Genomic DNA, 18982 nt, shown 5'->3' with positions numbered 1-18982 from the left:
ATATTTTCATAAAGGAGTGTTTGCATGCATTTATCCAAACGAAAGACCCGTTTCAGGTTCACCTCCCTAACAGGAGCTTTTATGGCTGCGGTTCTGTCTCTCAGTCTGTGGGTACCCGCAGTTCAGGCGGAGACCGCGACTCCAGTAGCTGCTGAACAAGGAAAGACGAAAGCGCTGACAACTGAATCGGCTACAGCTTTTCTGGATTCATTCTTCGATTCACCTGAGGCAAAACCCCATTATGTGGGAGCCTCCGTTGTTGTTGTGAAGGATGGCAAAGTTCTGGCGGAAAAAGGATATGGCTTCTCCGATGTGGAGAGTAAAACAGCGATCGATCCGAAAAATACGGCCTTCCGTGTAGCCTCTGTATCCAAAACGTTCACGTCAGCTGCTGTAATGCAGCTAGTGGAGCAAGGCAAGGTTGATCTGCAAGCTGATTTTCAGACCTATGTGAAAGGGCTCGAATTCGATAATCCTTTTGACAAACCTGTAACTGTGGAGAACCTGCTCACACACACGACCGGATTCGAGATTCGTGATCCGCAGCAGGAAGACATCCATACTGATTTCGACAAGTACATAGCGATGGAGGATTACGCTAAGCAACACATGCCTCCTGTCGTTCGCGAGCCTGGTAGCGCCTATATGTACGATAATTTCTCGTTTTTGCTGCTTGGCATGATTGTTGAGAATGTAAGCGGCGAGCCCTTTGAATCCTACATGCAACAACATATCTTCAAACCGCTAGGAATGGATAATAGCAGTTTCATGCTGGACAAAAAGTTCCAAAAGCAGCTGGCCACGGGCTATGATGCGGCACACAATCCGCTTGATCTTTACACCATCTCTCCAACACCAATGCCTCAAGGTGGCATGTTGTCTACCGCTGAGGACATCGGGAAGTTCATGATTGCGTTCCTGAATGATGGCGTGAAGGACAACAAGCGAATTTTCAAGGAATCCACGGTAAAAAGTATGGAACAGTACCGTTCTTCCATTCATCCACTGTTACCAAACACGACGTATGGATTCGAAGCTGCATTTCAGCTTCCCGGAGCAGGAAGTAGTCCAAAAGTTATTACAAAAGGAGGCGACCTGACCGGATTCAGCTCTTATCTCTTCCTTATTCCCGAGCAAAATACAGGCGTTTTCCTGACGTATAATCAAAATGGAGCACTTCGTAACCTGTTCTACCCTGCATTCATCCAGAGCTTCTTCCCGGAATATGCAGAGCCTGTACAGTTCAAGGAATACACGCCGCAATCCGCAGCTGAGCTGCAACGCTTCACCGGATTGTACGCAGATCTTCGACTTAGCACGATTGTAAGTTCCTTGAAAGGTGGCGGGGATAAGCCAGGACAACTGAGCATTAACGATGTATTCCTGGGTCAACGCAACCTGATTCAGGTGGAAGATAATCTCTTCAAAGATGAATTGACTGGTCAATTCACAGCATTCAAAGAATATGCAGATGGAACCACATACATGAAAGAACCTTACCTCAACCCTATGGGTTATGAGAAAAAAGGTCAAAAGCCTATGGGCTTCCGGGATGTTCGTGAGAACAGTCCTTATGCCGAAGCCATCTATGCCATACAATCTCTTGGATATTATGAGAATGATGGCAACAAGTCTTTCCAACCAAAAACAGGTGTGACACGAGCTGAATTTATTGAGAACACCCTTAAACTGAGTGGATTGAAGCCCAGCAAAACTACGCCTCCTGCTGGCACCGACTGGGCAGATCATGCAGCAGCCGGATATATTCAACTCGGATATGAGTTGGGTATGATTACTGGCACGGACGAACAGCAATTTAAGCCGGATCAAGTGATTATCCGACAGGAAGCCATGGTCATGATGTGGAGAATTATGCAACTACAATATCCTAGCGAACTGTTCAATGATGTGAAACTTGCGGGGCACACAGATGCATGGGCTGTACCAGCCATTCAGATGATGGCGAAGCTTGGTATCCATGGACCCGAGGTGAAGGTAATGGAGGATGGTTCTGTTGATTTCCTTTCCCGCAAACCTCTGATTCGTCAGGAAGAGGCTGCGATCATGTATGCGCTGCTTACACAACCAACAGATCAAATCGTCGCTGAACTGATGGCTGCTAGGCAGCCGCAAGCAGAACCTGCTGAAGAAGCCGAAGCTGCAGAGGAGACATCTGAAACTGCACCGGTTCCAGTACCAGCGCCTGTCCCTTCTGCTACTTCAGCACAATAAAATAAAACATCTTCATACCGATTAGATTTATCATGCTCATGATGCAAAAAAACAGGCTTGTTCAGAAGGGTACGATCCTTCTCGAACAAGCCTGTTTCGTTACTTTTCCTAACTTATTATAGCGATCTGTTACTCAGTTATATCCGTCTCTATTCGATCAACGAAGATACATGGAGGTTCCCGTTGCGCTGATCAAACTTGGCTGCAGCGGTCTGAGCATGCTCCGCAAAGTAATCGGCCAGCTTGAGCAGGTCGCCCGGGTTACCTTCATACGGGAAGGATGCTGGCAAACGCAATCGGTATTCTGGAGATTCTTCCACCCAGCGGCGAAGCAACGATGCCGCTCTGGCATAAAACAACATTTTAGCGTAAGGATCTTCATGATCAGCAGCGAACACCAGTGTTTCCTCCAGCACATCAATGCCTTTTGCCGGATTCGTACGTGTGAGATAATCCATCTGCTCCGCAAAACTCTGCACAAAATCGTTCTGGCCTTTAATCAGGCGATATCCCTTGGTCTGATGTTTATCTGCTTCCGCAGTCCGTCCCAACCGATATAGCGGCATCAAAATTTCAGACAAAGTCAGATGCGGAATCTCTGCACAGCTCATACGCCCTTTCAGGATAGGCTGTGCCGCCTCCAACACCTTCTCATCGTCTCCTTTTAACAAGAAATATCGCATAATCTCATCCTGCTCACAGGCTTCGCAGTCACTCATAAAGTCACGATCCATCGTTCTGAATCGATCATAACTACGTCCCGCTTCCTCCAGCTCCCCAAAATCCATAAAGATCCGGAACCGATAATACCAGTAGGAGCGTTCGCTGTAACCGTAGGACTTGAAGCGCCGTCCGAAATCCTCCAACAGCTCTAGGATCTTCTCGCGTGATATTTCCGGGAAGTCGGGCATCTTGCCCAATATCCATTTGTACGACCACATTAACGTTTCTTCATCATATTCTTCGGGCTGTTGGTCGAACTTGCCCAGCTGCCAGGAAAAAGCAATCAGTGCTTTCATCGGATAACCACAGAATGTTGCTGTCTCCACAATCTCCGATCTTGCTTCATATGCCTCTTCCTCCATGCCGTTCACATCGGCAACTCTTGCCGCTTCCTCCAGCATACCAAGCTTCGCCGGACCATTGGGCAAACCATAGGCCTCGTCCATCAGTTCTTCAAAATCCATCTCTGTCTTCATCAGGCTTCCCCCTTACGATCTGTATTGGCACGCAAACCCCAATCAATAAAACGAACAATGCCCTGATTTAACACTTCAAGCTCCTGCTTGCTCATGGCATAATGCCCCATCATCAGTGCATTGACGTATAACATTTCGATGGCAATCGGTGTCATCTGGTCATCCGGTGATGTCAGTACCCGCTGAATGATCGGATTACTCACGTTCAAATACAAGGTTGAGTACCCTGCTGAACTCATGCCAGAAGACAATGAACCCAGAACAGACGAGAACAATTCCGTGCTCTCCTCGCTTGCTTTTTCAAGCGCACGAAGTGTTGAGGATTCCTGAGACAGCGTGAACAACACTGGCAGATCCGATGGCTTAAAACCTTTCACCTCAGCCCGACAACGGAAGCGCTGTAAGGCAGAATCGGCCAGTCGCAACGCATCATAATACTGATTACGCTCAGCGGGTGGCACATCGGTGAAACTCATCGAGACCTGATCCGGCTGTAGCCGCTCCGTGTGTACGTTGTGCACGGTCATCGGCAGTGTCGCCATCAAATCGCTGTCATAGATATAACCACCGTTAATTACCAGCATCGATTGTGCGGAAGCTACATGATGAATCTGACGGTACTCATCAACAGAGGACGTGAAATACAATGTCTCTCCTTCATCAATTAACTCACCCAATTCACGGTGACCCCTCGTACTCTCAAATGGCAACCAGCGATGAATCATCGCGTAGAATGCTTGATCCTGCACAGCCAATGCCTTCATGGACAGAGCATGCAGACGAATCAGCTTCTGAAGCCGTTCCGTCTGGCTCTCAGCCATGTCGGCCAGTCCCTTGCGAAGTGCGTCTCCGAGTTCGGAGCGAACTTCCTCCAGCTTCTCATTTTCATAGAAATGTTCCCGTGATGCCGTCGGTTGAAGCTCATCTGTCCAGATCAGGCATTTCACAAAGAAAGCCCACTCTGGCAAAATGTTCTCGGCCTTCTCCGAAATCAGCATTCGCTTCAAGTAAACCCGGTGAGAACGCTTGGCGTTCAGATTAACCGCGTGTGGCAGTACAAAAGCAATACCCCCGGTACGGCCTGAAGCCGTTGTCAACGGAATGAAGTCTTGGAACTGCTCACCAAGCAGACGTTCACCAAATGCCAATACCTCCGCTCTGCGTGAACGTGCGAGTGCAGGGTCCATCAGCCAGATCGGTGTCTCGCTATTCACCACATGTTGCGCGCCGTCATGATACAGCGTGACCGGATACGGCAATAACGCTCCATAATAGAACAGGGCCTCTTTCACATAATCTGCTTCAAAGTAGTGAGCCGCGTCTGGTGTGCAGCGCAGATATACTTTCGTGCCCGGGGACAGCTGTGTATCCAACTGTCGAATCGTATAGGTGCCATCCGGCTTGCCCCGCCACTCCATCGAAGGGCCGCCCTTCGCGGATTGCGTCAGCATGACAATTTCGTGACTCACCATGAAACAGGATAACAACCCAATCCCGAAACGCCCGATAAACGAAGTCTCTCCATCCAGCAGCGCTTGCTGCCCCCTCTTCGAGGATTGTCCAATCATGGCCAGGAATTCATGGATGTCAGCTTCAGTCAAGCCGATGCCGTTGTCCTCCACCATCATGGTCAATTGCTCACCTGTTCCTGTCAGTTCAACTCGCACTTCACCCTGATACCCTGGCTCCGCCTCCGTTCGTGCGGTAATCGCATCCGTCGCATTCTGCATCAGTTCTCGCAAGAACACTTTAGGACTGCTATATAGATGGTTGGATAAAATCTGGATCATCCCGCTCAGGTTCACTTGAAAACGATATTCATTGGATGCTGTCATGACTCACTCACCTTCCTCTACGTCCAATACACAATATGTACCCATACGATGTATTCATATGGATGTGTTAGACGAATTCATTATGTAATCGTTAGAAACAGACGTTCCCCGTGACAGGCACGACAAAACATCACGTCAAGCCGGCCCTGAATAACCAAGACCGGCGTTATATGCATATTTCAGGCATTCATGAGACGTAAGGCCTTATCTTTCATTACCACGTTATGAATAGCGATGAAACGGATGTTCTACCCTAAAATAAGGATACATGTTACAAGGCAGAGAGAAAACAAACCTGAGACCCGATTTCAGGCAGACTTCAGGGTAAATGTGCATCCTACATTCGGGACTATTGAAGGAGGAAAATATCTTTTTTGTCGTCCATTTGAACGATATCAGCCTACCACACGTATAATCTCCAAACTCAGATCGGACGGTGAATATACATGATTGAAGTACGTAATATATCCAAGCAATTCAAGGTGCATCAAGCGCTGCATGATGTCAGTTTCACAGTTAAACCAGGCAGTGTCACCGGGTTGATTGGGCCCAACGGTTCGGGCAAAACCACACTGATCCGCATCATGAATGGGGTCTTGGGCGCTTCCGGTGGACAGGTAACCATTAACGGATTGGACGCCGCTTGTGAGGCGGAGAAAGTACTGGCCATGTGTGGCACCCTTACCGAGCAAAGTGGATTATATGAAAATATGAGCGGGCGTGACAATCTGACTTTCTTCGCAGATGTTTTTGGCCTGAAGCATGCCAAGAAACGCATCGACGAGCTTGTAACTCTGTTCGAGTTGCAGGATTATCAGCATCGAAAAGTCGGCACCTATAGCACAGGCATGAAGAAACGCTTGGGCCTTGCACGAGTACTCTTGCACCGTCCTTCCATCCTGTTTCTGGATGAGCCCACCAATGGCCTTGATCCGGATGGAATTCAGATGGTGCTGCGCATTATCCGTCAGTTAAATAAGGAAGAAAAGATGACAATCCTGGTCTCATCCCACGTGCTGTCCCAGCTGTCAGCCGTCTGTGATCATTATATTTTCATGGAAAAGGGGCGCATCGTTGAGGAAGGCACGGAACAGGAGATTGTTAGCCGGTACCTGTCCACTCCGAAGCTCGAAGTAGAAGCCGACATGCCCGAAGGATGGCACACGGCAACCGACTTTACGCCTGAAATAACCTCCGCACATCAAGCAGTATTTCAGCTTACATCGCGTGAAGATATTCCATTACTGCTAAGGCAATTAACGGAGCATGGTCAAGTCTATCAGGCCCGCATCACGGGCAGTGATCTGGAAAGTATCTATTTTGCCATAAGGGAGGCACACCACCATGAATAACCGCCAAGCCATACGTGCACTGGTACGTAAAGATATCCGGTCCGTCACAGCCAGCATTCAGCTCTGGTTGCCCATGTTGATCGTTCCACTGATTATTGGAATCATTATGCCCTCCGCCCTCCTGTGGGCGGCCTCCAGAATGGAACTTCGTTCTGTGGGCAACATCAGCTTTCTGCTCGAATCATTGGATGCGTTAACCCATGGTGGACAGATTCCACAGCTTGCTTCCATGCCTACAGATAATCATCGTATTGTCTATTACTTGGCCATGTATATGTTCGCTCCCTTGTTTCTCATCATTCCGGTGATGGCCTCCAGTATTCTGACGGCCAATAGTTTCGCTGGTGAGAAGGAACGTAAGACGCTGGAAGGATTGTTGTTCACACCGATCAGTATGGACACTCTTTTTAAAGGTAAAGTGCTAGCTGCCCTGATCCCTTCCATTCTATTATCCTGGGTTACTTTCCTGATCTACGGAATCATTGCCAATATTCTGATGTACCCCATGTTTGGAACGTTGATGTTTCCCAATCTGAACTGGATCATACTTGTCGTGTGGGTTGTTCCCGCTTGCAGTCTTATGGTCATTTTATTAAACGTCCTGATCTCGGCCAAGGTCCGTGGGTTCCAGGAAGCCTATCAGCTCGGCGGATTAATTGTCCTTCCCCTCATCGCCTTAGTCGCTGGACAAGCCAGTGGCATGCTGCTGATTGGTCCTTGGATGTTACTCATAATTGGAGCAGTGCTCCTGCTCATAAGTTTGGTTCTTCTCCGTCTGGTCACGTCGTGGAATAGTCGTCAGCAACTGGCGGAAAGTCAGATCTGAATGATGTGGAGTGTAGCGACGAAAATCAACAAACTACACTGTCGCTCCGCTATACAGATTGAGAAATAAATAAGTGCAGGTTATGATGTGGAGATATATGCTATGGGATGATTTATAGAGAGGAATGGAACAACTGTATGGAATCCAAACTACTTCAAAAATTAAAATATGCTTCACAATTAACGGCACAGGAGAAGCATATTGTGGACTATATCCTAAGCAATCCCGAAGTTGTATTTGATTCTACAGCCCATGAACTGGCTCAGCAGACCTATACAAGCTCATCCACCATTGTTCGCTTATGCAAAAAGCTGGGTACCAAGGGGTACCCAGACTTTCAGTTAAAACTTGCTCTTGAATATCAACAGATACCTTCCGCGTTGCAGACGCAGGATCATGTAATTGCAGAACAAGGCAACGTGCTGGCTGCCATCGACTCGGTTCCTTACCTGTATCAGCAAGCGCTGGATGATACCCGCCGGATGTTAAACGCTCCTGTTTTGCTACGAATCGCTAGCTGGGTCAAAGAATCCGGACGCATTGATGTCTATGGCAGTGATATGAATTATTATCTGGCTCAACAGGCTTGTGCCAAGTGGAATGAACTCGGCACATCTGCGATTGCTCACAATAGTCCCAACATGCATTATTTGAACACGATGAATCCCAATAGCCTGACGCTGTCTTTTGTTATCTCACACACAGGTGAGAACCAATCCATGATTGAAGCCGCCAAAGTGCTGAGCAACAAACAGATGAAAGTCATCGCGGTCACGGGCAACAACCATTCAACCCTGTCCAGACATTGTGATGAAACGCTGCTGGCTTACGGATACAATGAACAGTTAAGACTGTCCAAAATGTCTTCGATGGTCTCGGTACTCTACATTTTCGACATGTTGTACATGGGGAGCATTAGCGATACGTATTAACGCTGGTCTGCTGTAAATACAATCCCGGCATCCTGACGTGCACTCATAAGTACACTCATCACAGACCGGCTGTGTTCGAGCAGTTCGTGACACCGTTTGTGATCACCACTTGCATGGATGTCCCTGAACGCTTCCCACTCATAGTACAGCCAATTGGATTTGGTCTGCGCATTATACTCTTCAGCAGGCTCATTCCCGATCTGAAGCTTGATCTCCCGGCAACCGTTAGCTCCTCCTACAACCTGAAGATAACCTTTCTCGCCCTGAATAAGCACAAAGTTCATGCCGTTTGTGTCTTTGGCACCTACACATTCCGCAATAAACTCCGGATACTTAAGAACCACTACACCTGACGTATCAATGCCGTTAGCATGCTGGTTCGCGGTATACGATACGGTATTCGGACTGCCAAACAGATTCATGACCAGATGCAGATTATAAATATTGATATCCATCAGCGCGCCACCAGAGAAATGTGGATTGAATACGTTCGGCGTTTCCCCTGCAAGCAGATCATTGTATTTGCGCGAGTATTGACTGTAGTTACACTGGATGAGTTTGATCGGACCAAGCTTTGGTAGTTGCTCCTGTATGACTTTAATATTGGGCAGATGAATGTTGGAGATGGCTTCAAACAGCAACAGATTCTTTTCTTTTGCAAGTGCAATCAGCGTTTCTGCTTCCTGAAGCGTGGACGTGAACGGTTTTTCGCAGACGACATGTTTGCCATGTTGAAGTGCCTGATAGGCCTGTTCGTAGTGCATGCTGTTTGGTGAAGCAACATATACCAGATCTACATTTGTATCTGAAAATAGGGATTCCAGGTCCGTATAGATTGTATCGACCTCATACTTCCCCGCAAGCTCCTGTGCTGTCTCTCTCTTCCGGGAGTACATCGCTGTACACGTAACATCTTCCAGCTCATTGATCGCAGATAAAATGGCATCTACAATGGACCCTGTACCAATCGTTGCTATATTCATCATATCGTTTCGCTCCTGTCGTTGGTTGTTTGTCAGTTGGCTCTCTTCGCTGCTTCGATTCCGTCATGTAAAATATCCAATACATATAAAACCTCTTCATCCTTGACCGGTTTATCACCGTTATGTCGAATGGCTTGAAACAGTTGATCATATAAAACGCCATAGTCTGTCGCTTCAGAAGGAACTTTCTCCGTATGTGATGTTCCCTCATCGTCCACATAACTAATCGTACCCCAGTTATTCTCCGGTTCAGCTTCAATGGATACCCTGGTTCGTCCATCTCCATTTTTCGTTTGATGCCCACTGCTATATTTAACAAAGCTCCCTCGATCCCCGTGTACAATGAATTTTGGATGTTCGATCTTCACAAGCAGACTGCACTTAATCGTGGCCTTCATTCGTCCATAACGAAAATCAATATCGATATAATCATCGGATTCCCCCGGCGCGATCAAACTCCGAACATCATAATCAATTCGGTCAGCTACACCATAGATGGAGATTAACTGATCGATCGTATGCACGGCCAAGCCATGCAGCAATCCAAATCCACTTCTGGTGTACTGTGGGTGAAAATAATCATAGTGGGACTGGATTTCAACAATATTCCCCAGTTTGCCGCTCTCAATCACTTTCTTCAATGTCAGGAAATCACCATCAAATCTGCGATTTTGATTTGCCATGGCGATGAGATTTTTACGATTGGCTAGTTCAAAGATATCTTTGGCTTCCGCAGAAGTGGAGGCAAAAGGTTTCTCCACGAGCACATGTTTCCCGTGTTCCAATGCCAGCTTGGCGTACTCTACATGGCTATCCACAAGGGTGGCAACAACAATCAATTCAATCTCATTATCCTGCAATATGTCTTCGATATTCGTCGTAAAAGTAATCTCGGGATAAAGTGATTCACGCTCTGTGTCGCCAACCCGATCTTCCTCGCGACGGTATATCGTCTTCACCTTGATGTTTTCTTTTTTGTCCAGATAAGGCAAATGATAATTCACCACTGCATTCCCAAATCCGATGATCGCCACATTCATTACCATGATCGCTCACTCCTCTGCTCTGGTTGAGTGTAATGTTATCACGATCAAGTCAGGCGGAGAATGCTTTGGGACGGGATTGGCAGCATCATGCACAATTCGATTTCAGGTTTGAATGACTATGAAATTCAATTTCATTCTCTTCTTTTTTTCATGTTTGAGATCTAACATATCTTCCATAGTTTACCGATATAACAGAATGAATTAACGACATACATATAGAAGAACGAAGGAGACGATAATCGAATGAAAACAGGGTATACATACGTACAACGCACCATTTGTACATTGCTGTTATTTGCACTCATTGCAGCAGTGACATTGGGAGGTGGAACCGCAGCCCAGGCAGCTTCACTTAGCCAATCCACAGTGTATTATGAGTCCGACGGAGTTTTGTACAAAGTATCCGCGGATGGCAGCAATACAACAGAAGTATTAATTGATTTCCAAGGGGTGGACTTGCTCGCGGCAGGCTCTTACCTCTACTATACGCAGACTTCTTCTTCCACAACCTTGCTTCGGGTTCCGAATGACGGGTCCAGCGATGCGGCGGAGACATTTGCTACAGATGTACTCAGCTATTACACGGATAACGGATTCATCTATTATCTGGATGCTACAGGTACCATTTATCGTGCGAATGGCAATAGTGACGCTTCATCTGTCACCAAGATTGCTGACAAGGCTGATACCGACTTCCCATTCCTCCTGGTAACCAAAGGGCGTGCCTACTATAATGCGTTGGTTAATGGAAACACGTGGATCGTGTCCAAAACGTCCAACGGTGCTGGAGCTGTGCAGCGGATTGCCGCAGGCGCAGTGGAAGGACGTTATTTTACGAATCAAGCCAAAAACGAACTGCAACTGATGGTAAATACAGACCCCTACGAGGAGTTTTACTCCACCAATGCTGTTGTCATGTATAAGGTTAATTACAACACTGGCAAAGCGACCGCTGTTAATCCCAAAGCCAAACTGGATGTGAATGCTGTATATTCCGGTGGTTGGGGAAACAATCTTTACGTGTATAACAAAGGAATCGTTCTCGACAGTAATAAGGATTACAATTATGCCAAAGGCAAAGCGTTTGCGTTAACAACTTCAGCCAAAACACTTCAGCTTCATAACAAAAGCGTTCGTGAAGTAAGTGCCTTAGGTACAGACAAGGTTGTCCTTATTGATGCAGACAAAAAGGCTTATGCCAAAACGGTCTCGGGCAACAAAGTGACCAAGTCTGCCAACCTGAACCTGACAAATGTAACGTATGTGGCGAATCAATTGACCAATGGTACATCTACGGCTGCATACATCTCGGGCAACAACGGGCTCTATTCGGTTAATACAGCTCTCAAAGTAACGAAACTTACCGGGGACGAATGGGATGCATTCCATATCAGAGATGATGTTGCGGGCCTCTTCTACATCAATGCCAAAGATCAATATCGCTTGTATCACGTGCAAACGGGTAGAACAGGGAAAAAAGTAATGAGCGACGTTTTCCTCGACAATATTCTATTGGTGACACCGTACTAACATCTCATATTGATTCAGGCGTATAGCCCATTCAACGGACTTGTCCATAACAAAAAGGATTACCATGCAGCCATAACGGCTCTTGGTAGTCCTTTTTTGGTTGTCGAAAACTATTTTTCAAAAACATCTTCCATATGAGAATGATAATTGTTATCATTAAGAAAAATAAGACAAAAGGATGGTCCGTATGACTGAACAGTTTCCCTTCATTGCTGAAACCTCATCTCTACCGCTCCTCTCCTCCATGTGCCGTGTGCGTCGTGGGGAGAATTTCCGTGTGCAAGGCAAGACGGTGTCACGGCCCATGCTCTGTCTTATTTTGCAAGGAGACGGTGTTCTGGTCCTGAATGATACAGTCTACACGGCGCAAGCGGGCAGCTTGTTTGTACTGAAGCCAGGAACAACCATCGAGGCCGCTGCACGCTCGAATATGACCGAATGTATATTGCTAAGCATGGATACGGTTTGTTTGCAACAAGTGCGCGGTGAATGGAAAATGACCTCTTCACCTGCCTTCCCGCTGGATTGGCATACAGGCAGGTTGCTGGTTCGTCATGAGCAGCAGGCTGTATTACGTTTGGAACAACTGTATGAAACCTATCGCGGCCTTCAACCCGATCACTTTATCAGCATACATAGCCAGCTGCATGAACTGTTGCAATTTCTCTCAGAGAACCGGCTGGAAGCCAATCATGAGAAAGTGGACCCTGCCTTGGAACGCAGTATTATGTATATGCGACGTTACATGAGTGAAGGAATCAGCATGGATCAGCTTGCCAAGATTGCTGGACTCACCCCCAGCTCTTATTCACGCAGTTTCAAGAAGGCCAAAGGCATGTCACCGACCGATTACCTGAATCGTTTACGTATAAACGAAGCAAAAAAACAGCTGACAGAGGAATCCTGTGTCCTCAAAGACGTCGCGGTATCTGTCGGGTATGGCAATGAGTATTATTTTAGCCGCAAATTCAAACAAACCTTGGGGATTGCTCCCAGCGTATATATGAAAAGAGATCAACTTCGCGTAGCTACGGCATCCATTATGAGATTCCATGAGAACTTGGCCTCGCTTGGACTGCTCCCGGTAGCTGTGCTGGAAGGTGAAGGTGTATTTGACCGAGAATCGGATGAATATGAACAAGAACGCCGATTAACCAGACAATTCGATCAACTTCGGCAGGCGAAGCCAGACTTGATCATCGGTGACTTTTACCACAAGCCCTATTATGATCGCCTGAAAAGTATTGCACCCACCATCATCTTGGAGTCCACTAATGACTGGAAAGAGAACCATATTCGCATAGCCGAACTGGTCGGACGTGAGAAACAAGCGTTGCTGAATTTCAAAGAACTTGAGTTTCGCAAGCTTGAAGCAAGCCTAAACCTGCAACCCTATTTCGGACAAAAACGGTTGGCTCTGATGGAGGTTACGAATCAATCCATTCGCTTACAAGGGACTGGCGAGCATCCATTAAATCACTTGTTGTATGCTGAATTGGGACTTCAGCCTGCTCAGCTTGTATCTCCCCAAAGTTCCAGAAATGAGTATGTAGCGGATAGTATTCCCGTGCTGGACACGGATTACCTGTTAATTCATCGTGCTTCGCTTCAACCTGCCAGTGAAAAGGTGTTCCGACGCATGAAACAAACGGCATCGTGGAATCGATCCCCTGCTGTATTGTCTGGTAACGTTCACGATATTTCGAACTGGCAACGGTTATGCTGGACCCCAGGTGGCCGGTTGCAGATTCTGAACGAACTGGAACAGATTACTCAGCAGTCTGTAGTCTTTCCTCAGGCGGGTCTGATCGGACATTAGATGTGAACATAGGTCGATACGATGGGCAAGATTATCTTTTCATCGTGTTCCTTCATTATAATTCAGTAAGATATTGCACAGGCCAAAGGGCCCTCTCCTATAACGGAAAGGGCCCTTTGCATGTAATTATGAATGTTCCTTAATCTCTTCCTTCGGAACCAGCTTGTATATCTCTTCATTTTCCATGGTATCAATCAACCGATCCAACCATTTGTAATATGCTTCCGCTTGCAAAACTTTGTGTTTGTCTTCCATCAGAATGTGGATAAGTTCAGCGTCTGCCTGCTCATCCAGACCTTCGACTAACCGATTCAGTTCTTCAATTGATTTGCGTAGAATCTGAAGGTTACTCTCCACGGCTTTTCTCCATTTAATCGCAAAATAATCCGTAAACGTCTGATGCCAGTCGTATTCCACTTCATATAGGTCTTTTCTGGAGCCCTTGCTCCACACTTTATTTACCATTTTCAAATCCAGCAGTGTTCGTACACCTGTACTCATACTCGTTTTGCTCATTTCCATTTCCCGTCCCATATCGTCAAGGGTCATTGGTTTGTCTGCAAAAAATAGCAATCCATATAAGTGTCCCGTCGACAGCGTAACGCCGTAAAGATCCATATTACGTCCAATGGCTTCAATGACGCGCTTACGAATCTTCAGCACGGTTGCCTGCTGTTCCTCTTGTAAATGGTCCAAGCCCATGCTTGCAACCTCCATTCTGAACATTCCACAGTCTTTGGCGAAATAATTGCAACACTTTAAAAGTCCTGCTTACATGGGAAAGCACTCGGCCGGACATCATATATGCCAGAGGGCTTTCATTCACCCAATGTATGAAAATGGGAACTTTACCAGGCTACAATTGCCTATGACTATCTTTTAACCAAAAAATTCAGCTTCAATTCAGCTCATTTTCTATTGTAGGAAAAGCAATGTCAAATGTAAAGCTGCCTTATTAGCCAGAATAAGGAGAATGACGGAGTATTTGGACGAAAAACTTTGTACAGTTTTTACTGTACAAACATTATGTACTGTTTATTCGGTTGATATACTGGTTAAGTATTGTTAGACTTAAAAACGTTACCCAGAAAGACGGGAAGCGAAGCAACAATTACCGGATTTCGTGGCTGGGCGCATAAGTGTATGGGCTTATGGATGCTGAAAGCCGTTCGAAGTGCACAACACATCAGAAGGGGTGAAAACATGACCATACTTGAAGTGAAAAACGTAAGTAAATTGTTTGGACCCCAAACCGAGCAAGGTCTGCAATTACTGGAGCAAGGTTGGGGTAAAGAAAAGTTGGCCAAAGAAAAACAGATAACGGTTGGTGTCAACCGGGTCAACATGGACATTAAGGAAGGCGAGATTTTCGTTATTATGGGACTGTCCGGGAGTGGTAAATCCACACTGGTTCGGATGTTCAATCGTCTGATTGAACCAACATCCGGAGAAATTCTGGTCCATGGTAAGGATCTACGCAAGATGAACAAAGAACAATTGCGCGAAGTGCGCCGGAAAACAATTAGCATGGTCTTCCAAAAGTTTGCGTTGTTCCCGCACCGTACCGTTCTTGATAATGTGGAGTATGGATTGGAAATACAAAAAGTAGATAAGGAAGTACGCCGGGAGAAGGCAAAAACCTCACTTGAGCTGGTTGGCCTTAAAGGCTGGGAAGACAAAATGCCAGATGAACTTAGTGGCGGGATGCAGCAACGTGTCGGCTTGGCGCGTGCACTTGCCAATGACCCGGAAGTACTACTGATGGATGAAGCCTTCAGTGCACTTGATCCATTGATTCGCCGTGATATGCAAGATGAGTTGATCGAGCTTCAGGATAAAATGAAAAAGACCATTATTTTCATTACCCATGACTTGGACGAAGCGCTGCGCATCGGCGATCGTATTGCCCTCATGAAAGACGGCGCAGTTGTGCAGATCGGTACACCGGAAGAAATCATGATTCAACCGGCCAACTCATACGTGGCCCGCTTCGTCGAAGACGTGGATCTGTCCAAGGTCCTTACAGCATCTCACGTAATGCGTCGTCCTGAAACAATTACGCTTGATCGTGGTCCTCGTGTTGCCCTCGAATTAATGCGCGAACGTGGTATTTCCAACCTGTTTGTCATTGACCGTTCGATCAAACTGCTGGGTGTTATTACAGCTGAAGATGCAACTCGTGCTATGCGCGAAAACAAATTATTGAACGACATTCTGATCACGGACGGGCCGACGGTGTCGCCTGAGACCCTGATCCATGAATTGTTCGAGATTGTAAGTTCTGCCCATGTGCCACTCGCTGTTGTTGGTGAGAATGGCCGTCTGCAAGGTGTTATCGTCCGCGGTGCCCTGCTGGGTGCACTTAGCGGTGAAGTTGCAGTAAAGGAGGAACTTGAGAATGATTCCCAAAATACCACTAGCATCGTGGATTGAATCCATCGTTGACTGGATGAGCTCCTCGCTCTCCGGATTGTTTAATGTAATCTCTATTGTTATTCAGGCAGTAGTTGGATTCTTCTCCGGGCTGTTCATGCTGCCCCATCCACTCCTGTTCATTGCCATATTGGGTGTTCTTGCGTTCCTCGTAGGACGACTCCCACTGACACTATTTACGGTTATCGGGTTCTTGCTCGTAGATAACTTGGGATACTGGTCCCAATCGATGGACACACTCGGCCTGGTTATCACTTCAGGATTGGTTTCGATCCTGCTTGGTGTACCTGTCGGAATCTGGCTTGCATACAGTAAAACTGCGGCGCGTATCATTACACCGCTGCTTGACTTCATGCAGACGATGCCTGCATTTGTCTACTTGTTGCCTGCGGTCACATTCTTTAGTCTAGGTGTCGTTCCAGGTGTTATCGCTTCTGTTATATTTGCGATTCCGCCAACGATTCGTCTGACTCACCTGGGTATCAGACAGGTATCTGGCGAATTGGTTGAAGCAGCTGATGCATTCGGCTCAACTTCCATGCAAAAGTTGTTCAAAGTACAGCTTCCACTCGCTTTGCCTACCGTGATGTCCGGTATTAACCAGACCATCATGCTATCACTGTCCATGGTTGTTATTGCATCCATGATCGGTGCGCAAGGTATTGGTGCGGAAGTCTATCGTGCTGTAACACAGCTTCAAATCGGTAAAGGTTTCGAAGCCGGTCTGGCCGTTGTTGTACTCGCGATTGTTCTGGACCGTTTTACACAAAATGTATTTATGCCAGGTCGCAAAAAAACCTCACGCATTACAGCCAAGCAAAAAGCATGGATCACTGCTGCGGCAACATTCCTTGTGCTTGTAGCTGGTTTCTCACAATACTTCGTTGGTGGCACAACTTCGGCTGGTGGCAACAACTCAGCAGCCAATGCTGTAGGTCAAGAAGTGAACTATCAGATTATTGGTATCGATCCAGGGGCTGGTATCATGAAGTCCGCTGCAAAAGCGATCGAAGACTATAAATTGACTGACTGGACTCTGATTGAAGGCTCTGGTGCAGCCATGACGGCTACGCTGGACAAAGCCATCAAAAATGAAGATCCAATCATCATTACAGGTTGGACTCCACACTGGATGTTCAACAAATATGATCTGAAATATCTGGAAGATCCAGAAAAATCTTTCGGTGATGCTGAAGAAATTCATACCATCGCCCGTAAAGGTCTGAAAAAAGATCACCCTGTTGCGTTTGAATTCCTGTCCCGTTTCCAATGGACATCGGATGAAATGGGTGAAATGATGACTGCTATCCAAGATGGCACATCTGCAGAAGAAGCAGCTAAAGCTTATGCTGAGAAACATGCCGATCAGATTGCTGAGTGGACCAAAGGTCTAACTCCAGTGAACGGTGATGCATTCAAACTCAGCTATGTGGCTTGGGATTCCGAAATCGCAAGTACGAACTTGCTAAAATATGTGATGGAAAACAAATTGGGTTATAAAGTTAACGCTCTGCAAGTCGAAGCCGGACCAATGTGGACGGGTGTTGCCTCAGGCGACGTAGATGCCTCTCCAGCAGCTTGGCTGCCATTGACACACGCAGACTACTGGGAACGTTACAAAGACCAGGTGGACGATCTGGGGGCTAATATGACAGGTGTACGTACAGGCCTCGTGGTTCCTAAGTACATGACTGAAGTCAATTCGATTGCAGATCTGGAGACAGGTGCAGCTTCTTCCACTCCATCGGCAAGTGCTAATGTGGGCGAAGAGGTTAATCACCAGATTGTTGGTATTGATCCAGGTGCAGGTCTGATGAAGGCCACAGCAAACGCCATTAAACATTATGAATTGTCTAACTGGAATCTGATTGAAGGTTCTGGAGCAGCAATGACTGCATCATTGGACAAAGCTTATAAAAATGAAGAACCCATCATCGTTACGGGTTGGACTCCGCACTGGATGTTCAATCAGTATGATCTGAAGTATTTGGATGATCCCGACTTAATTTTCGGCGATGCAGAGGAAGTTCACACGGTTGGACGTAAGGGAATCAAAGAAGATCATCCCGTTGCCTATGAGTTCTTCTCTCGTTTTAATTGGACTGCAGATCAAATGAGTGAAATCATGGTAGACATTCAAAAGGGCGTTTCGCCTGAAGAAGCTGCCAAGACTTATGCGGAAAAACATCCGGACCAAATTGAAGAATGGACCAAGGGGTTAACCCCGGTTAAAGGTGACAATTTACGTCTCGGTTATGTTGCATGGGACTCTGAAATTGCGAGTACCAACCTGATGAAGTATGTGCTTGAGACGGATCTGGGTTACACAGTCAAAGCACTGCAAGTCGAAGCTGGCCCCATGTGGGCAGGCTTGGCGGCAGGTGATATCGATGCTTCTCCAGCCGTATGGCTCCCGCTTACACATGGGGACTACTGGGAGACATATGGAGACAAGATTGAAGATATCGCTGTCAGCATGACAGGAGTCAAACAAGGTCTGGTTGTTCCAACGTACATGGATATCAACTCTGTTGAAGACTTAAAAGATAATTAAACCAGATTGAGATGGATAAACCTGAATTTGGTAAAAGACCACCGAAAAATTTCGGTGGTCTTTTTGTTATGGCTATGTTTTTTTCAGGCATGCTATTTGATTAGATATTGTATGCTGGTGTTACTGCATACTGCTGCTTTAAGCATTCAAACGCTTTTTTCATTTGACTCTTCTCACATATCCTCTTATTTTGCCTTCGCTCATGAACATCGTATGTAGATGATACTTGGTTAGTTCGTTT

The 18982-nt window shown here is 46.5% G+C and carries 13 protein-coding genes; 8 read left to right on the top strand and 5 right to left on the bottom strand.

What is annotated here, in order from left to right; all coding sequences use genetic code 11:
- Nucleotides 1-24 precede the first annotated feature (24 nt).
- Nucleotides 25-2232, top strand: coding sequence for a serine hydrolase (locus tag MHI55_RS07300; protein ID WP_340389456.1), 2208 nt, complete (start codon nucleotides 25-27; stop codon nucleotides 2230-2232).
- A 149-nt stretch (nucleotides 2233-2381) separates the two neighbouring features.
- On the opposite strand, the gene MHI55_RS07295 is transcribed toward MHI55_RS07300, so the two are convergent.
- Both MHI55_RS07295 and MHI55_RS07290 read right to left on the bottom strand, forming a co-directional pair.
- On the bottom strand, nucleotides 2382-3431 hold the full coding sequence (locus MHI55_RS07295) for a hypothetical protein (protein ID WP_340389454.1): 1050 nt from the start codon (nucleotides 3429-3431) through the stop codon (nucleotides 2382-2384).
- A complete protein-coding gene (locus tag MHI55_RS07290) occupies nucleotides 3431-5266 on the bottom strand; it encodes an HSP90 family protein (protein WP_340389452.1) in 1836 nt (611 codons plus the stop codon). The genes MHI55_RS07295 and MHI55_RS07290 overlap by 1 nt, the downstream gene beginning before the upstream one ends.
- A 446-nt stretch (nucleotides 5267-5712) precedes the next feature.
- Here MHI55_RS07290 and MHI55_RS07285 point away from each other — a divergent pair, with 446 nt between their 5' ends.
- From MHI55_RS07285 to MHI55_RS07275, 3 genes are all read left to right on the top strand, one after another.
- Nucleotides 5713-6618 (top strand): ABC transporter ATP-binding protein, encoded by a 906-nt coding sequence (locus MHI55_RS07285; protein ID WP_340389450.1) that lies wholly within the window; start codon nucleotides 5713-5715, stop codon nucleotides 6616-6618.
- A complete protein-coding gene (locus MHI55_RS07280) occupies nucleotides 6611-7444 on the top strand; it encodes an ABC transporter permease subunit (RefSeq protein WP_340389448.1) in 834 nt (277 codons plus the stop codon). The genes MHI55_RS07285 and MHI55_RS07280 overlap by 8 nt, the downstream gene beginning before the upstream one ends.
- A 107-nt stretch (nucleotides 7445-7551) precedes the next feature.
- The gene (locus tag MHI55_RS07275; protein ID WP_340389446.1) at nucleotides 7552-8376 is read left to right on the top strand and encodes a MurR/RpiR family transcriptional regulator; all 825 of its coding nucleotides are present in this window, start codon (nucleotides 7552-7554) and stop codon (nucleotides 8374-8376) included.
- On the opposite strand, the gene MHI55_RS07270 is transcribed toward MHI55_RS07275, so the two are convergent.
- Together MHI55_RS07270 and MHI55_RS07265 are read right to left on the bottom strand one after the other, a co-directional pair.
- Nucleotides 8373-9359, bottom strand: coding sequence for a Gfo/Idh/MocA family oxidoreductase (locus MHI55_RS07270; RefSeq protein ID WP_340390580.1), 987 nt, complete (start codon nucleotides 9357-9359; stop codon nucleotides 8373-8375). The two genes, MHI55_RS07275 and MHI55_RS07270, sit on opposite strands and share 4 nt — an antisense overlap.
- A gap of 32 nt (nucleotides 9360-9391) precedes the next feature.
- Nucleotides 9392-10405, bottom strand: a complete 1014-nt coding sequence (locus MHI55_RS07265) for a Gfo/Idh/MocA family oxidoreductase (RefSeq protein WP_340389444.1) — start codon at nucleotides 10403-10405, stop codon at nucleotides 9392-9394.
- Nucleotides 10406-10648: 243 nt separating this feature from the next.
- Between MHI55_RS07265 and MHI55_RS07260 the strand changes: the two genes are divergently transcribed.
- Both MHI55_RS07260 and MHI55_RS07255 read left to right on the top strand, forming a co-directional pair.
- A complete protein-coding gene (locus MHI55_RS07260) occupies nucleotides 10649-11935 on the top strand; it encodes a DUF5050 domain-containing protein (protein WP_340389443.1) in 1287 nt (428 codons plus the stop codon).
- Between the two features lie 187 nt (nucleotides 11936-12122).
- Nucleotides 12123-13754: a helix-turn-helix domain-containing protein gene (locus MHI55_RS07255; RefSeq protein ID WP_340389441.1), complete on the top strand. Its 1632-nt coding sequence runs from the start codon at nucleotides 12123-12125 to the stop codon at nucleotides 13752-13754.
- Between the two features lie 126 nt (nucleotides 13755-13880).
- On the opposite strand, the gene MHI55_RS07250 is transcribed toward MHI55_RS07255, so the two are convergent.
- On the bottom strand, nucleotides 13881-14456 hold the full coding sequence (locus MHI55_RS07250; RefSeq protein WP_036611216.1) for a transcriptional regulator: 576 nt from the start codon (nucleotides 14454-14456) through the stop codon (nucleotides 13881-13883).
- 501 nt (nucleotides 14457-14957) lie between these two features.
- On the opposite strand from MHI55_RS07250, the gene MHI55_RS07245 reads away from it, so the two are divergent.
- Together MHI55_RS07245 and MHI55_RS07240 are read left to right on the top strand one after the other, a co-directional pair.
- Complete coding sequence (locus MHI55_RS07245) at nucleotides 14958-16187, top strand: glycine betaine/L-proline ABC transporter ATP-binding protein (protein ID WP_340389439.1); 1230 nt, start codon at nucleotides 14958-14960, stop codon at nucleotides 16185-16187.
- Nucleotides 16153-18741, top strand: a complete 2589-nt coding sequence (locus MHI55_RS07240; RefSeq protein WP_340389437.1) for a glycine betaine ABC transporter substrate-binding protein — start codon at nucleotides 16153-16155, stop codon at nucleotides 18739-18741. The genes MHI55_RS07245 and MHI55_RS07240 overlap by 35 nt, the downstream gene beginning before the upstream one ends.
- Nucleotides 18742-18982: the final 241 nt, after the last annotated feature.

This window comes from Paenibacillus sp. FSL E2-0151 (assembly GCF_037993015.1).
GTDB lineage: Bacteria > Bacillota > Bacilli > Paenibacillales > Paenibacillaceae > Paenibacillus > Paenibacillus amylolyticus.
Note: the sequence above shows the minus strand (reverse complement) of the source record. Positions and strands in the feature narration are given on the sequence as shown.

What these genes read in the sequence shown, in the direction of transcription:
- MHI55_RS07290 (WP_340389452.1), bottom strand. Translation starts at nt 5,266, where the DNA reads ATGACAGCATCCAATGAATATCGTTTTCAAGTGAACCTGAGCGGGATG.
- MHI55_RS07280 (WP_340389448.1), top strand. Translation starts at nt 6,611, where the DNA reads ATGAATAACCGCCAAGCCATACGTGCACTGGTACGTAAAGATATCCGG.
- MHI55_RS07250 (WP_036611216.1), bottom strand. Translation starts at nt 14,456, where the DNA reads ATGGGCTTGGACCATTTACAAGAGGAACAGCAGGCAACCGTGCTGAAG.
- MHI55_RS07285 (WP_340389450.1), top strand. Translation starts at nt 5,713, where the DNA reads ATGATTGAAGTACGTAATATATCCAAGCAATTCAAGGTGCATCAAGCG.
- MHI55_RS07300 (WP_340389456.1), top strand. Translation starts at nt 25, where the DNA reads ATGCATTTATCCAAACGAAAGACCCGTTTCAGGTTCACCTCCCTAACA.
- MHI55_RS07245 (WP_340389439.1), top strand. Translation starts at nt 14,958, where the DNA reads ATGACCATACTTGAAGTGAAAAACGTAAGTAAATTGTTTGGACCCCAA.
- MHI55_RS07270 (WP_340390580.1), bottom strand. Translation starts at nt 9,359, where the DNA reads ATGAATATAGCAACGATTGGTACAGGGTCCATTGTAGATGCCATTTTA.
- MHI55_RS07255 (WP_340389441.1), top strand. Translation starts at nt 12,123, where the DNA reads ATGACTGAACAGTTTCCCTTCATTGCTGAAACCTCATCTCTACCGCTC.
- MHI55_RS07275 (WP_340389446.1), top strand. Translation starts at nt 7,552, where the DNA reads ATGATTTATAGAGAGGAATGGAACAACTGTATGGAATCCAAACTACTT.
- MHI55_RS07260 (WP_340389443.1), top strand. Translation starts at nt 10,649, where the DNA reads ATGAAAACAGGGTATACATACGTACAACGCACCATTTGTACATTGCTG.
- MHI55_RS07295 (WP_340389454.1), bottom strand. Translation starts at nt 3,431, where the DNA reads ATGAAGACAGAGATGGATTTTGAAGAACTGATGGACGAGGCCTATGGT.
- MHI55_RS07240 (WP_340389437.1), top strand. Translation starts at nt 16,153, where the DNA reads ATGATTCCCAAAATACCACTAGCATCGTGGATTGAATCCATCGTTGAC.
- MHI55_RS07265 (WP_340389444.1), bottom strand. Translation starts at nt 10,405, where the DNA reads ATGGTAATGAATGTGGCGATCATCGGATTTGGGAATGCAGTGGTGAAT.